This window comes from Caballeronia catudaia, assembly GCF_001544755.2.
Lineage (GTDB): Bacteria > Pseudomonadota > Gammaproteobacteria > Burkholderiales > Burkholderiaceae > Caballeronia > Caballeronia catudaia.
In genome coordinates, this window is sequence record NZ_FCOF02000011.1 from 61,986 (window position 1) to 76,543 (window position 14,558).

Below are 14,558 nucleotides of genomic sequence, written 5' to 3' on the forward strand. Positions count from 1 at the left end.
GCGGCATTCGCGGCATTCGCGGCATTCGCGGCATTCGCGGCATTCGTGACTCTCGGAGAGAAGCGATGAAAACGGAATCGTTGCGCGTTGTGCTGGGATTCCCGGGCTTACTTCTCAGCGCGTTCGCGCTCGCTCAATCCGCGCCGCCGTGTGGGGCCGCGAGCAAGCTCGTTCAGGTCCGCGACTTCACCGCGGTCAAATCGGGTGCTTCATCGCATTTCCCCGGCTCGCGGCTGCGCGCCGCGCGCAACGCGATGCAGGTCGAACAGAACGCGTCGGCGCTGGCCGATGGCATCGTCAGCGCGCTCAACGCGAAGGGCATCGCCGCGTGCCACTTGACGGCACAAGCCGAACAAGCCGCGCCGCCCGCGTCCGGCTGGCTCGTGACCGGCGAGTTCGACGAAACACTGTCATCGGGATTCGGCTCCGCATTGCCGTCGATGGGTTCGTCGGACAAGAAACCCAACACGCACGTCACCGTGCAGCTCGCGAATCTCGGCGCAAGCCCGGACGCGTCGCTCTCGCAGATCGACACCAGCAGCCAGCTCAAGGGACAAAAGTCAGCGGCGGCGCCGAAGCCCTACGGCGCGGCAGCGCGCTTCGTCATCAACAAGACCGAAGCGATCTCCTCGCTCGATGACCTCGCAAGCAAGGTCGCCGATCAAATCGCGGCGGAAAAAGCAAAGATGGAAAGCGGCGCGCAGTGACGCGTCGCTTCAATCAAGCTTCCGAATCCCGTTTGCCCTTCGGATGATCGGGGCCGGCATCCGGTTCGGTATCCGGATCGATGTGATCGTGCTCGGGCACATACGGCCCTTCTTCGGGATGATCCTTCCCCTTCGGCACCAGCGCCGGGTCCATGTTGCCGTGCTCGCGCTGCTCGATCGTGCCGTCGCTTTTCTCTTTCACGTCGCCGGGGCCGAGCGCCTTGCGCCGTTCGTCCGCGCGCTCCACGGGGTCTGACGGTTCGCGGTTCATCGCATCCTCCTTGATCTGGTTCAGCGAAGGCAGCAAGCGCCGTTCCGCGCGTGGGGGAATCACAGCGCAAGAACTGGAGTGCGCGGGCACGCCGCATCCGTGACGATGAAGCCATTCGATCCCGCCACGGAGCACGTCCGATGCGCTTTCCCGCTGCCTTCCAACGTCTCGCCTGGTCGAACCTGCTCGCGCAATCGGCGGAGCAGATCGGCCTCGCCGCCGCGCCGCTCGCCGCCGTGTTCGCGCTCGGCGCGTCCGCCGCGGATATCGGCCTTCTGCAAAGCGCGCAGACGCTGCCGTTCCTGTTGCTGTCGATGCCGCTCGGCGTGCTCGCCGACCGCCGCTCGCGCCGCGCGCTGATGACCGTCGCCGAATGCGCCCGCGCGCTCGCGATGGCCTGCGTGCTGCTGCTCGTGCTTTCGCATGCATTGACGCTGCCGCTGCTCGCGCTGCTGGGCTTTCTCGGCGCGACCGGCACGGTCGCCTACAACGTCGCCGCGCCCGCGCTCGTGCCGGCGCTCGTCGAGCGCGCCGCGCTGCCCGCCGCGAACGGGCGCATCGAGCTGGCGCGCAGCGTCGCGTATTCGGCGGGGCCGGCGCTCGGCGGGCTGATCGTCGGATGGATCGGCGCGGGATGGGCCTATGGTTGCGCGGCGGCCTTGTCGGCATCGGCGGCGATGCTGCTCGCGGGCTTGCGCGAACCGTCACGCCAGCCCGCCGTCGCGCGCCATTTCCTGACGGAACTGCGCGAAGGCGCGCGCTTCGTCGTCCGCGACGCGCTGCTGCGCCCGATGCTCGCCACCGCCGTGTTCTTCAACATCGGCTTCTTCACGCTGCAGTCGATGTACGTGCCGTATGCGGTGCAGCGCCTGGGCCTGAGCGCGTCGGCGGTCGGCGTGACGCTCGGCGCATACGGCGTCGGCATGGTGTGCGGCGCGCTCGCGGCGCCGGCGGTCGCGCGGCGCATGGCGTTCGGCCGGATGCTGCTCGTCGGGCCGTTTTGCGGGCTGGCCGCATCGCTCGTGATGGTCGCGACGCTCGCCGCGCCGTCGTTCTGGCTCGCGGCATCGAGCTTCTTTCTGCTCGGCGCGGGGCCGATCCTGTGGACCGTCGGCTCGACGACGCTGCGCCAGGCCATCACGCCCGCGAACATGATGGGCCGCGTGTCGGCGCTCAACAGCACGGCGACCTACGGCGCGCGTCCGCTGGGCGCGCTGCTCGGCGCGGCGATCAGCGCGCGCTTCGGCATGGGGCCGTGCCTTGTCGTGGCGGCGCTCGCTTTCGTCGTGCAGGCATGGATCATTTGGATGTCCCCGGCGGCGCGGCTCGCCGATGTGCCCGAGTGCGCGGCGGCTTGACGGGCGCAGCGGCCGCGCGCGAGAACATCGGCATTCGGCTCAGAATCCAGTCGAGCAACTCCTGCGGCCCCGCCGCGAGCGGCCGTCCGGCCTTCACGAGCAGCTTCGCCTGCGCGCTTTCGAAAAGCGGATGCGCGATCGGCACCGTCGTCAGTTCGCCGCTCGCCAGTTCCCGATACGCCGCGAATTCGCCGATCAGCGTCATGAAATTTTCCGCGGCGACGAAGCGTTTCAGCGCGCCGAGCGAATTCGTCGTGAGCGTCGGGCGGATGATGAGGTCGTCGGTCGTCTCCAGCATCTTCACGACATGGCCGATGCCGAACGTCGGCGGCATCAGCGCGAGCGGATAGTCGAGCAGATCGCGAATCTGCGCGACGCCGCCGCGCCGCGCGAGGGGATGATCGCGCCGCGCGAGCAGCACGACGGGCTGCGGCGAGCTCGCGCGAATCTCGATGCGCTCGTGCGGCGGCGGATTGTACGCAAGCCCGATATGCGCGCGGCTTTGCGCGACTTCGTCGAGCAGATCGTCGACGGCGAGCATCTGCACGTCGATGTCGAGGCGCGGATAACGCGCGCAGAACGGCGCGAGCACGTCGTCGACGAGCGTATCGACATAACCCTCGCTCACCGCGAGCCGGATCTGCCCTTGCTGCAGTCCTTTGAGCGCATGCAACTGGTCTTCCAGCTTCTCCTGCTGCGAGCGATAACCCCGCCAGAACTCCAGCAGATGAAACGCCGCTTCGGTCGGCCGCACGCCGCGCGCCTCGCGCTCGAAGAGCGTCGTGCCGAGTTCGTCTTCGAGCAATTTGATCTGACGCGCGATCACCGAAGGCGACGTGTTCAGATGATCCGCCGCACCGCGAATCGTCCCGTGCGTCAGGACTTCGTGGAAATAACGCAGGCGTTGCTGATTGATTTCGCGCATGGTCGTTTGAATCCCGTGTGTTGCTCACAGAGCAACGATACGTGAACTTAGTTGCTCTTGCTCGCCCGGTTGCACGCGCTCAACATGGCCTCAACCCGAAAAACGGGGGAGACAACCAAGGAGACGCAGATGTCGACGATTCAGACCCTGCGAGGCGGCGATGCCGTTTCGGCGCTCTACAGCAGAATCAACTGGCGGCTCCTGCCGCTTCTGATCGCGTGTTACATGTTCGCGTATCTGGACCGCGTGAACGTCGGCTTCGCGAAACTTCAGATGCAAAGCGACCTCGGCCTTTCCGACGCGGCGTATGGCGTCGGCGCGGGCATCTTCTTCATCGGCTATGTGCTGTTCGAGATTCCGAGCAACCTGATGCTGCCGAAGATCGGCGCGCGCCTCACGTTCAGCCGCATTCTCGTGCTGTGGGGCATCACGTCGGCGTGCATGCTGTTCGTGCGCAACGTGCCGATGTTCTACGCGATGCGCTTTCTCCTCGGCATCTTCGAAGCGGGCTTCGCGCCGGGCATGATCTACTACCTTTCGCGCTGGTACGGGCCGAAGCGCATGGCGCGGGCAATTGCGCTCGTGTTCGTCGCGGGGCCGCTCGGCGGCGTCGTCGGCGGGCCGCTTTCGGCGTGGCTGATTGCTTCGCTCGGCGGTGTCGGCGGACTGGCCGGATGGCAGTGGATGTTCCTCGTCGAAGGGCTGCCGTGCATCGCGCTCGGCGCACTCGTGTGGTTCACGCTGGCGAACCGTCCCGCCGATGCGCGCTGGCTCACGCAGGACGAGCAACGTCTCGTCGAAGCCGAAACCGGCGGTCATGGCGAAGGCTCGCATCGCATCGATTCGTTCCGGGAAGTCGCGAAGAATCCGCGTGTCTACGTGCTGGCGCTCGCGTACTTCTGCATCATCTTCCCGATCTACGCGATCAGTTTCTGGCTGCCGACGCTCGTCAAGGAGCAAGGCGTGAACGACACGATCCGCCTCGGCTGGTATGTCGCGATTCCGTATGTCGCCGCAGCCATCGCGATGTACGCCGCGGGCCGCCGCTCCGACAAGGTCGGCGAGCGCCGCTATCACAGCGCGCTGCCGGCGCTTGGCGCCGCCGTGCTGCTGGTGATGACGCCGTATGCATCGGGCAATCTCGTCGCCACGCTCGTGCTGCTCACGCTCGCCACCGCCTGCATGTGGATGGCCTACACGGTCTTCTGGGCGATTCCGGCGGAAACCATCTCCGGCCCGGCTGCGGCGGGCGGCATCGCGCTCATCAACACGATCGGCTTGTCGGGCGGCTTCTGGGGTCCGGCGGTGTTCGGCTGGGTCAAGTCCGCGACCGGCAGCACGCATGGCGGCTTGCTCGCGATGGCATGCATGGCGGCGCTCTCGTGCGTGCTGATACTCGCGAACAAGCGCAGAGGGGTTGCTGCGAAAACGCGCACGGCCTGACATCATTCAATCGACTCGCCAAAGGACCATGACCATGAAGATCCTGATCGCAGGATTCCAGCACGAAACCAACACCTTCGCGCCGACCAAGGCAAGTTATCAAAGCTTCATTCAGGGCGAAGGCTTCCCGCCGATGGCGCACGGCGACGATGTATTGAAACTGCGCGACGTGAACGTGCCGATCGGCGGTTTCATTCAATGGGCCGAAGCGCAAGGGCACGCGGTGATTCCGGTGATCTGGGCGGGCGCGAGCGCATCGGCGCATGTGACGGAAGATGCGTATGAGCGCATCGCGGGCGCGATCGTCGAGCGCGTTCGGGCGGGCGGCTTCGATGCGATCTATCTCGATCTGCACGGCGCGATGGTCACCGAGCATCTCGACGACGGCGAAGGCGAACTGCTGGCGCGTGTGCGCGGCATCGTCGGCGATGACATGCCGCTCGTCGTCTCGCTCGATCTTCACGCGAACGTCACCGCGCGCATGGTGGAACTCGCCGATGCGCTCGTCGCGTATCGCACGTATCCGCATGTCGATATGGCCGAGACGGGCCTGCGCGCGGCGCATCTGCTCGCAAAGCGGATCGAACATGGCAGGCCGTTCGAACGCGCGATGCGCCGCATCCCATTCCTGATTCCGGTGAACGGCATGTGCACGCTCGTCGAGCCGGCGCGCGGCATGTACGGCATGCTCGAAGCGCTCGAAAAAGACGTGGTGTCGCTGTCGTTCGCGCCGGGTTTTCCGGCATCGGACTTCGATGAATGCGGCCCGGTGTTCTGGGGCTACGCGCTCGGTCAGCAATCGGCGGACAAGGCCGTCGATACGCTCTGGTCGCAGCTCGTGGATGACGAAGCGCGCTGGGACGTGCCGTTCCTTTCGCCCGACGAAGCCGCGCGCGAAGCCATCGACGCGAGCCGCGACGCGGCGAAGCCCGTGATCATCGCGGATACGCAGGACAATCCCGGCGTCGGCGGCGATTCGAACACGATGGGCATGGTCCGCGCGCTCCTGCGCAACGGCGCGCGCGATGCGGCTGTGGGCGTGATCTGGGACGAGCACGCGGCGCGCGCGGCGCATCGCGCGGGCGTCGGGGCGCGTATCACGCTTGCGCTCGGCGGCGGCTCGAACGTGCCGGGCGATGCGCCGCTCGAAGGCGTGTTCGAAGTCGAGCATCTTTCCGATGGCCGCTTCCGTTTCGATGGCCCGATGCTCAACGGCATGTCGGGCGAGCTGGGGCCGACGGCGTGTCTGCGGATCGACGGCGTGCGCATCGCGGTGAGCAGCATCAAGATGCAGGTATTCGACCGCAATCTCTTTCGCGCGGCGGGCATCGAGCCCGAGCGCATGAAGATTCTGGTGAACAAGAGCTCGGTGCATTTTCGGGCGGACTTCGAGCCGATCGCCGAGCGCATACTCGTCGCGAAGGCGCCCGGTCCGATGGCCGCCGATCCGGCCGATTTGCCGTGGCGCAATCTCGATGCGCGCATGCGCGTGCGCCCGCTGGGGCCGACGCTTGCGGCGCTGCGCGCATCGGCGGCGTGATGGTTCGAGCTTCTTCCGCATCTTTTCCCGCTAACTGACGACATCGAAGAAAAGGAGAATCGCAACATGACGGATCAGATCAACGCGTGGCGCCGCCGCTTCATCGGCACGACGATCGCGAGTGTCGGCGCGATGCAGCTCGGTTTCAGCGACCTCGTGCATGCCCAGACGACGCAAGGCGCGACGCCTGCACGCGCTTCGTCGATGGCGGGTTTCGCCGACATTCGCCAGATCGAGGCGGGCACGCTCGATGTCGGCTATGCGGAAGCGGGGCCGGCGAACGGTCCCGCGGTGATTCTTCTGCACGGCTGGCCATACGACATCTACAGCTTCGCCGAAGTCACGCCGATACTCGTGGCGCAGGGTTATCGCGTGATCGTGCCGTATCTGCGAGGCTACGGTTCGACGCGCTTTCTTTCCGCCGACACGCCGCGCAACGGGCAACAGGCGGTGGTCGCCGTGGATATCATCGCGCTCATGGATGCGCTGAAGATTCAGAAGGCCACGCTCGGCGCGTTCGACTGGGGCGCGCGCACCGCGAACATCATGGCGGCGCTGTGGCCCGAGCGCGTCAAGGCGATGGTGTCCGTGAGCGGCTATCTGATCGGCAGCCAGCAGGCGAATCGCGCGCCCTTGCCGCCGAAGGCCGAGTTCGCGTGGTGGTATCAGTTCTACTTCGCGACGGAGCGCGGCCAGGCGGGTTACGAGGCGAATCGCCACGATTTCAACAAGCTCATCTGGCAACTCGCGTCGCCGAAATGGAACTTCGATGACGCCACGTATGACCGCTCGGCGAAGTCGTTCGAGAATCCGGATCACGTTGCCGTGGTGATCCATAACTATCGCTGGCGGCTTGGGCTCGCGCAGGGCGAGGCCAAATATGACGCGCTGGAGCAGCGTCTCGCGACAGCGCCGACGATCGGCGTGCCCACGATCACGATGGAAGGCGATGCCAACGGCGCGCCGCATCCCGATCCCGCTGTGTATGCGAAGAAGTTCACGGGCAAGTACAAGCATCGGAACGTCGCGGGGGGAGTCGGACATAACCTGCCGCAGGAAGCGCCGAAAGCGTTTGCCGATGCGGTGATCGAAGCGGACCGGATGTAGGTCTACGCTTCGACCTGGCTCGCTGGCCTATTGCTTACTCAGCTGACCATAGGCAATCGCAAGCTGTCCGGATTCCAACGATAGACGCCATCGCATTCAACGACGAGATGTTGCCGATTGAATCGATCAGCGCCACGCTATGACTGGCGATCGACGACGTCGTCCAGATTCCTTCTGCATTCGTGCCTGTCAATGCCGTCGATCCTGTTTGCGGACCCGAGAGACTAGGCAATGCTTCTCCGACCATCGCCGGCGACGATGCTGCCGAAGGCGCGCTTGCGCTAGTCGGCAATGCAGTCGAAGCGCTCTCCGGTGCGGCTGCGCTCGATGCGGCACTGAGGGCACTGGCAGATTGACTCGTGTCGTCTGTACTACCCGAACCGCCGCCACCACCGCAAGCGGAAAGCAATAAAGCGCTGCTGAGCGTCAACGTTAAGGCTGCGAAGTTCTGAAGGATCTTCTCGGATTCCTCTCTTGCATAACGCTGTAAGTAAATAGAGCGCACGAGCATCTCGGAAAATTACCTTTTAGATTCTCAGAAGTAAGCAATCCAACAGTTGCTCGTCAGGAATTTGTGGGCTTTGAATCTGGCGTGCGATTCGGCGTGCGAACTTACCAACGAAGGCGGAGTACTGGCGCTCCGCCGAGATCCGGAAAGGGCGTCGGTGTATCGCCTGATCTCCGATGTGGGCAAGCATTCGGACTGCTGCAAAGTCGCAGGCTAACTCAGACTTGCCCAGCATGAATTGCCTGTTGGCAGCGAATTGTTCTTGTCGGATGTCAACAAAGAGTGTTTTCTTCTCCGCTCGGGTCGCTTACTTTCGATTGCTTCCTTTCGTTGCTCGGTTAATCTGCGCACAATCTTGCGCTAGTCCGAACTCCGATTCGGGCCGACTCTCCGAGTACGAGGCAACGCAAGATATGGCTTCACCTGATTTTCTGACGGCGCTCAAAGACCCCAACGCGTGGGTCTCCCAACATCTGTCTCTGACCGTCGCGGGACTGAAGCCCGCAGTGGACCCGCTGGAGTACACCCTCAAAGAGGAAATGAATGAGTTGTTTCAACTCGACGTCCTCGTGTACTCCGACGATCAGACGCTCGACGGTGCGGACTTTCTGGGCAAGAACGTAACCCTCGTGATTGAGGAACGCGCTGAGTTGAAGTACATGGGCACGGCTTCACGCCACGCCCGCACCGTTCACGGCGTGGTCAGAGAGTGGACGCACGAGAGTTCAAGCAAGGACGGCGCGCAGTATCGTCTACTTATCCAGCCACGAGTCTCCTTGCTGGACCTGGCAAGAGTCTCCGATGTGTTTTTGAAAAAAACACTAAAAGAGATTTTTTACGGGCTTCTCGTCGATCGCGAGCGCATCTTTCCGCATGACATCGAGCTGAATTTTGAAGGGGTGGATCAGCGATACGATCAGCTCCTGATGGTCGATGAGACTGCAATCGGATTCATCAGGCGTCAGTGCTTGCGACACGGCCTTTATTCGTACATCAGGCACGCAGAGGTCGGCAGCAAGACCCATCGCGATACGCTCGTGATCGACAATCGTCCGAATGGCTACATGCGCTCGATCGACATGCCATTCGTGCCGCCCAATGGACAGGACGGTGGCTTCCACGAAGCGATCCTGAGCATGAAGCGCAAGCAGACGCTGCTGCCTCAGAGCGTTGAGCTGCGGGACCACAATTTCCGGACGCCCAACGCTCCGGTATCGGCCATTGCGTACGTCGACCGGGGCGACAAGACGCTGTACGGGACGATCGACCGCAGCAACGAGCATTTCCATACCAAGGAAGAAGCACAGGCGCTGACGAAGGTTCGCACGCAGGCGATCGCTTCGAAGCAGGTCGTTCATATCGGCACCTCGAATATCGTTGGCCTGTATCCAGGTTGGGTGCTGACCGCCACGAACCACAAGTTTCCGAAAGCGCCCTATGGTCTGGTCATCACCAAGATGACGACGAAGGGATCTCGCTCGAAGCCTGCTACGAACGAGTTCGAAGGAACTCCGGCCGACAAGATATGGCGGCCTGAATACGTCCCGGAGCGGGATTGGCGCTGGATGCAGGGTTCGATTGTCGCGACGATTGAATCAAGCATCGAGGGTAGCCCCTATGCGGATCTCGACGAGCACGGCTTGTACCTCGTCAAGTTCCACTTCCATCGCGGTGCGGGCAAAGCAGGCTCCAACAGCATGCGGCTGCGGCTGATGGTGCCGTCTGCATCCAAGGACGGCGGGTTTCACGCGCCCTTGCTTCCTGGAACTGAAGTCAGAATATTTTTCACAAACGGCGATATCGACAGGCCATATATCGGGTTTGCCGCGCACGACTATTCGCGCGCCAATCACGTTCACGGTTATGAGGGATGGAACTCGCGTGCGGTGTGGCGCTCGCCGCTTCTCACCGGCAAGATGCGCTTCGAGGACTTCAAGGGCAAGGAAGGCGCGAAGTTCGCGACGATCTATCAGCAGTCCTCGGTGAGCATGGGCTATCTGGTGGATAACCAGAAGCAACGCCGAGGCGAAGGGCTGGAAATTCATTCTCAGGGTCACGCGACGCTGCACGCATCGAAAGGCGTGTTCCTATCGGCCGATGCGTTGTCGAGTCCGAATGCGCCGCAGTTGGAGATGAACGCAGCGTTGCGGGAGTTGCAATCGGCTTTGAACCGCGTGACGTCGCTGGTCCAGGCGACGACGCAGGCGAAGGCGGAGCCCGCCGATCGCGACACTCAGGCAAGCCTGATGGACACGCTCGACCAGCTTAAAAGCGCCGGGCTGCTCGCGAGTGCTCCGGGCGGTATGGCCTTCGTGACGCCGCGTTCGGTGCAGCAGGCGGCGGGTGAGAACGTGATGCTCAACGCGGGCAAGCACGTCGATATCAGCGCGGTGAGGCGATTCACCGTCGCGGCGGGCGATCTGATCTCGCTGTGCGCGCAGAAGCTGGGCATGAAGCTGTTCGCGAAAGGGCCCGTTGATATCCAGGCACACGACAGCACGCTGAACCTTTATGCCGACCAGCAATTGCACGTCGCCAGCGCCAATGCGGATGTGCTCGTCAACGGCAAGACCAAAGCGGTGCTTGCATGCGGCGGTGCGGCGATCAAGATCGAGAACGGCAGCATCGAACTGGTTTGTCCGGGGGATTTCAGGATCAAGGCGGGGTCTTTCACGTTTGAAGGGCCGCAGCATGCCGATTCTCTGCTACCGAAATTGCCCGAGAGTGAATTCAAGCCGACCAACTACTATCCGCTGACGCTTTAACCCATGATTATTAGCCCCCCATTTCTTCCGGCTGCGGGCCTGAGGAATTCCGACGCTACAGCCAATCCGCCCATACTTGATTTGATGATGGACGAGGTGGACAAGTACGAGCTCGCACACGGCAACTATCCGATCGCATTCGACAGACGCTGGCATTGCGGCGCACATCTGATGCCTTCGATGCAAAACGAAAAAGTACGCGCCATTGCCGATGGCGAGGTTGTCGCGTATCGCGTGTGTCAGAAGGCCTACGATGGCGGCGGTGGAACGCGTGACAGCAATGCGGGCTTCGTCTTGCTCAAACACACGACAGAGACGGGCGAAGGCCGGACACTGACGTTCTATTCGTTGTACATGCACCTGCTGGATCTGAGTAGCTACAACGGAGCGGACGGAAGGCTGCTGCCGGAATTTTTGCAAATGCCCACGCCGGGTGGCGACACCGAGCCATCTCCGGCGCAGAAAGGCGTCAATCTCAAGGTACGAAGAAAGGATGTGCTCGGCTGGGTGGGCGCATGCCACGCTCAGCAGCATCTGCACTTCGAGATATTCATGACCAAGGCGGACCACGATGCCTACTTCGGTCGTACACAGCTTGGAAAGCGGGTGGCGAGTATGGCGACAGGCAACGATTGCTGGGGGCACATCTACTATGTGATTCCCGCGGGCTCGTCGTTTCGCGCGTTACCGCCTGGCGTCGATTCGCATAACAAACTTAATGGCATTGCCTTCGATGCTCTGCAAGCGGGTCGAAACGCAGAGCAGTTGTTTGTGGAGATGTTCTTTCACAAGGGCAGTAAGTTCACCAACGTATGGGCTGTATCGGGGGAAAGCCGAACCTTGCTCACGCCCACGCCGGTGAAAGAGGCGGGCTACGAATACGACATGTACAAGCGGGCTACGGCGCTGTACCCCGCTTGTCCAAGCGACGGCTATGAGTTGCTCCGGTTCGGACGCATTCTCTCGCCATCGCCCACGTTGGGCTTGGCGACGGGAGCCACGCCACCGCCGGTCGATGCCAGCGTCCAAGGAAACCCTCGCCCCAGAGACGCGCAGAATCCTCGCGCGACCTGGACGCGGGTGACGTTCGCCGCTGGGCGGGAAGGTTATATCGACGTGAGCCCAGACACGATCTTGAAGCTATCCGACGCCGACTTCTCGGGGCTCGCAGGCTGGGAAAAGATCAGCGAGGGCAACACGCCGTTCAGCGCGGACGGACTGTGTGATATCGATGCGCTCAAGAAAATCGTCAAGGACACGAAGGAGCATCAGACGCCGCAGCAAATTGCGCTGAAGGAGGAGCACACGAAGGAGGATGTGCTTGCGAACTACGTCAAGTCGAATAAAGCCGTTCGCGAGCAATTGCGGGGATTCGTGTGCGAAGCACCGAGCGAGTGGGACAGCTCGCACAATGAGGAGCGTTACCGCAAGCTGAAGGATGAGGGCGAGTTCTATCACGGCGATGAGGATGGCTATAAGGCATTTATTAAGCTGCTGAAGTCATTTCAGTTCTGGGATAAGACGGGGTTTGCCTCTGGTGAGAAGCTTTGGTTCTTTCATCCGCTTGCGTTTGTGCGGCATTTCAGGAAGTGTGGGTGGTTGAGCAAAGATGAGTTGGCAGCCACGTTTCCCCGTTATCCTTTTTACACGGAGACTGGCGATCAGCGAAGTGCCATCACGACTAATAATGATGTGTACAGAGTGACGATGAACATCGCACGTCAACGCCTTGAGAACCACGCTGTAGCGTTGAACGAATGCACGAGGAAATACATTGGAAGTAATTCCCAAAGGTTGGCGTTGTTTCTAGCTCAGGTGTTTCTGGAGACGGCTCAATGGCGAAATCCAGGTGGTACAAAACGGCTTATGCATGAATGGGGATTCGGAAGATATTCCGCCGCCAACCCAGCCACTCAGTATTATGGACCGTTCTATGGACATGGAATCATGCAGCTTACATGGGCTGGAAATTTCGCTGCCTATGGGCAATATAGAGGCATTCCCGTTAACAGCAGTGATACCTACGTCGAACGATTGCCTGGTGCAGCTGCTCGTATTACGAAGACATCGCGTCATTATTCTGCGAATCCCGCCGACGGGGGGGAGTTGATGTTGTGGTACCCACGCTATGACCCGGATCTTATTGCTGAGAATGTGAGTTATGCGTGCGATTCGGGAGGTTTCTACTGGGTCTCCAAACGTTTCTCCCGAGGGATTAACATAAGCAGAGTGGCGGATGAGCCGTTCTCGCCCTCTAACATTGGATTTATCAACCGGCTGGTCAATGGCGGTGGCAATGGGTACTATGAAAGGCAAGCATATTCCGTTTATATTCTAAGCCTCCTGAATGACAAGGCGGATGTGAGTGAGGCGGTAACAATAACCCCACCTTCACCGAAAAGTTCTATTCTCGCTAATATGCTTAGGCCAGAATAAAAGTCATGAAATACTTGAGGCTTTTAATAGTTGTGTTAGGGCTAACTGCGATGCTTTCGACGCACGCAGCAGACTATTCGGTTAAATTTAACCCCGCCCCTGGGATTCAAGCGCTGATTAGGACGAAGGGGGGCGAAGTAGTATGGTCGGTAAATCGAAATGGTATCGTTCGGGAGCAGAATGTAAGTCTTGACACGGAAAAGGCTGTTCATGTCGAAGTGGGTAGTTATGATTTCAGCGGACGACTAGGATTTTCAGTTTGGCATGTTGATGACGGGATGGGGACATACACGATTCACAGAGTGTTCACATTCGCGCCGTCGACTAATCGTTTTGTGGAGCGATTACCGCGGTGCGGTGATGAATTTATTAATCTAAAATTGGATAAAAATAATCGCAGGTTAATCAGTACTTACTTCGAAGAGAATGTTCCTAAAAGTTGCACTACGAGATTGACTATTATGAAATAAAATGCTTACCTTAAAGCGTCAATCGGAAAGCAGGTGATTTGGCAAGGGCTCCTTACTTAATCATTTCGTAGTCTTTTTTGCTTTGCTTTCGGCATCCGTGCGTTGTGAAATTCTCGAAGAAGTACATCGTTTTGATTCAGGTTCGGGCGGGGCGAGAAAGTTAGAACTGCATATTCTCACCGATCCGGCTGATAACTGGTCGGGTGCATTCGCGAGAGCTGTGAATCGTTTGGACATGCCGCAACAACCGTCAACGTAGGGCATCCATCGAGCTCGTTCTCTGGTATCTACGGCTTGCAAGCGCGCTTCCAGGGCTATACCAGCGCGTTAATGGCGTTGAGTGACTGGGAAGCGGTACCGATCGGTAACCAGCAATAACCAGTGTTCGTTCGTCTGATGAACATGTAGGAAGCTAACGTGAAGAGATTGTCCGTTTTTTTCTTGTGTCTTTGGCGTTGTTGCATTCTTTGTGATTTATGTAGTAACCACGCATGCAGGCCACTTTGATGGACACGCTCGATCAGCTTAAAAGCGCGGGACTGCTGGCCAGCGCGCCGGGCGGTATGGCCTTCGTGACGCCGCGTTCGGTGCAGCAGGCGGCGGGTGAGAACGTGATGCTCAACGCGGGCAAGCACGTCGATATCAGCGCGGTGAGGCGATTCACCGTCGCGGCGGGCGATCTGATCTCGCTGTGCGCGCAGAAGCTGGGCATGAAGCTGTTCGCGAAAGGGCACGTTGATATCCAGGCACACGACAGCACGCTGAACCTTTATGCCGACCAGCAATTGCACGTCGCCAGCGCCAATGCGGATGTGCTCGTCAACGGCAAGACCAAAGCGGTGCTTGCATGCGGCGGTGCGGCGATCAAGATCGAGAATGGGAGCATCGAACTGGTCTGTCCGGGGGATTTCAGGATCAAGGCGGGGTCTTTCACGTTTGAAGGGCCGCAGCATGCCGATTCTCTGCTACCGAAATTGCCCGAGAGTGAATTCAAGCCGACCAACTACTATCCGCTGACGCTTTAACCC

The 14,558-nt window shown here is 60.7% G+C and carries 10 protein-coding genes; 8 read left to right on the forward strand and 2 right to left on the reverse strand.

Features of this window, described 5'->3' with window-relative positions; all coding sequences use genetic code 11:
- The first annotated feature begins 65 nt into the window (after nucleotides 1-65).
- The gene (locus AWB75_RS14590) at nucleotides 66-707 is read left to right on the forward strand and encodes a hypothetical protein (protein WP_061124791.1); all 642 of its coding nucleotides are present in this window, start codon (nucleotides 66-68) and stop codon (nucleotides 705-707) included.
- A 13-nt stretch (nucleotides 708-720) separates the two neighbouring features.
- Here AWB75_RS14590 and AWB75_RS14595 read toward each other — a convergent pair whose 3' ends face one another.
- Nucleotides 721-978, reverse strand: a complete 258-nt coding sequence (locus tag AWB75_RS14595) for a hypothetical protein (protein WP_061124895.1) — start codon at nucleotides 976-978, stop codon at nucleotides 721-723.
- A 140-nt stretch (nucleotides 979-1,118) separates the two neighbouring features.
- Between AWB75_RS14595 and AWB75_RS14600 the strand changes: the two genes are divergently transcribed.
- Complete coding sequence (locus tag AWB75_RS14600; protein ID WP_061124792.1) at nucleotides 1,119-2,336, forward strand: MFS transporter; 1,218 nt, start codon at nucleotides 1,119-1,121, stop codon at nucleotides 2,334-2,336.
- On the opposite strand, the gene AWB75_RS14605 is transcribed toward AWB75_RS14600, so the two are convergent.
- Complete coding sequence (locus AWB75_RS14605; RefSeq protein ID WP_061124793.1) at nucleotides 2,278-3,261, reverse strand: LysR family transcriptional regulator; 984 nt, start codon at nucleotides 3,259-3,261, stop codon at nucleotides 2,278-2,280. The genes AWB75_RS14600 and AWB75_RS14605 overlap by 59 nt on opposite strands.
- 129 nt (nucleotides 3,262-3,390) lie before the next feature.
- Here AWB75_RS14605 and AWB75_RS14610 point away from each other — a divergent pair, with 129 nt between their 5' ends.
- The 6 genes from AWB75_RS14610 (at nucleotide 3,391) to AWB75_RS14635 (ending at nucleotide 14,555) form a co-directional block, all read left to right on the forward strand.
- On the forward strand, nucleotides 3,391-4,704 hold the full coding sequence (locus AWB75_RS14610) for an MFS transporter (RefSeq protein WP_061124794.1): 1,314 nt from the start codon (nucleotides 3,391-3,393) through the stop codon (nucleotides 4,702-4,704).
- 34 nt (nucleotides 4,705-4,738) lie between these two features.
- Nucleotides 4,739-6,244 carry a M81 family metallopeptidase gene (locus AWB75_RS14615; protein WP_061124896.1) on the forward strand — a complete coding sequence of 502 codons (1,506 nt, stop codon included), beginning with the start codon at nucleotides 4,739-4,741 and terminating at the stop codon, nucleotides 6,242-6,244.
- A 66-nt stretch (nucleotides 6,245-6,310) separates the two neighbouring features.
- Nucleotides 6,311-7,351, forward strand: a complete 1,041-nt coding sequence (locus tag AWB75_RS14620) for an alpha/beta fold hydrolase (RefSeq protein WP_061124795.1) — start codon at nucleotides 6,311-6,313, stop codon at nucleotides 7,349-7,351.
- Between the two features lie 921 nt (nucleotides 7,352-8,272).
- Nucleotides 8,273-10,624 carry a type VI secretion system Vgr family protein gene (locus AWB75_RS14625; RefSeq protein WP_061124797.1) on the forward strand — a complete coding sequence of 784 codons (2,352 nt, stop codon included), beginning with the start codon at nucleotides 8,273-8,275 and terminating at the stop codon, nucleotides 10,622-10,624.
- A 3-nt stretch (nucleotides 10,625-10,627) separates the two neighbouring features.
- Nucleotides 10,628-13,060 carry a M23 family metallopeptidase gene (locus AWB75_RS14630; RefSeq protein WP_061124798.1) on the forward strand — a complete coding sequence of 811 codons (2,433 nt, stop codon included), beginning with the start codon at nucleotides 10,628-10,630 and terminating at the stop codon, nucleotides 13,058-13,060.
- Nucleotides 13,061-14,036: 976 nt separating this feature from the next.
- Nucleotides 14,037-14,555 carry a DUF2345 domain-containing protein gene (locus tag AWB75_RS14635; protein WP_061124799.1) on the forward strand — a complete coding sequence of 173 codons (519 nt, stop codon included), beginning with the start codon at nucleotides 14,037-14,039 and terminating at the stop codon, nucleotides 14,553-14,555.
- The last annotated feature ends 3 nt before the right edge of the window (nucleotides 14,556-14,558 follow it).

Coding starts and splice junctions, on each gene's coding strand:
- AWB75_RS14590 (WP_061124791.1), top strand. CDS start 66: ATGAAAACGGAATCGTTGCGCGTTGTGCTGGGATTCCCGGGCTTACTT.
- AWB75_RS14595 (WP_061124895.1), bottom strand. CDS start 978: ATGAACCGCGAACCGTCAGACCCCGTGGAGCGCGCGGACGAACGGCGC.
- AWB75_RS14600 (WP_061124792.1), top strand. CDS start 1,119: ATGCGCTTTCCCGCTGCCTTCCAACGTCTCGCCTGGTCGAACCTGCTC.
- AWB75_RS14605 (WP_061124793.1), bottom strand. CDS start 3,261: ATGCGCGAAATCAATCAGCAACGCCTGCGTTATTTCCACGAAGTCCTG.
- AWB75_RS14610 (WP_061124794.1), top strand. CDS start 3,391: ATGTCGACGATTCAGACCCTGCGAGGCGGCGATGCCGTTTCGGCGCTC.
- AWB75_RS14615 (WP_061124896.1), top strand. CDS start 4,739: ATGAAGATCCTGATCGCAGGATTCCAGCACGAAACCAACACCTTCGCG.
- AWB75_RS14620 (WP_061124795.1), top strand. CDS start 6,311: ATGACGGATCAGATCAACGCGTGGCGCCGCCGCTTCATCGGCACGACG.
- AWB75_RS14625 (WP_061124797.1), top strand. CDS start 8,273: ATGGCTTCACCTGATTTTCTGACGGCGCTCAAAGACCCCAACGCGTGG.
- AWB75_RS14630 (WP_061124798.1), top strand. CDS start 10,628: ATGATTATTAGCCCCCCATTTCTTCCGGCTGCGGGCCTGAGGAATTCC.
- AWB75_RS14635 (WP_061124799.1), top strand. CDS start 14,037: ATGGACACGCTCGATCAGCTTAAAAGCGCGGGACTGCTGGCCAGCGCG.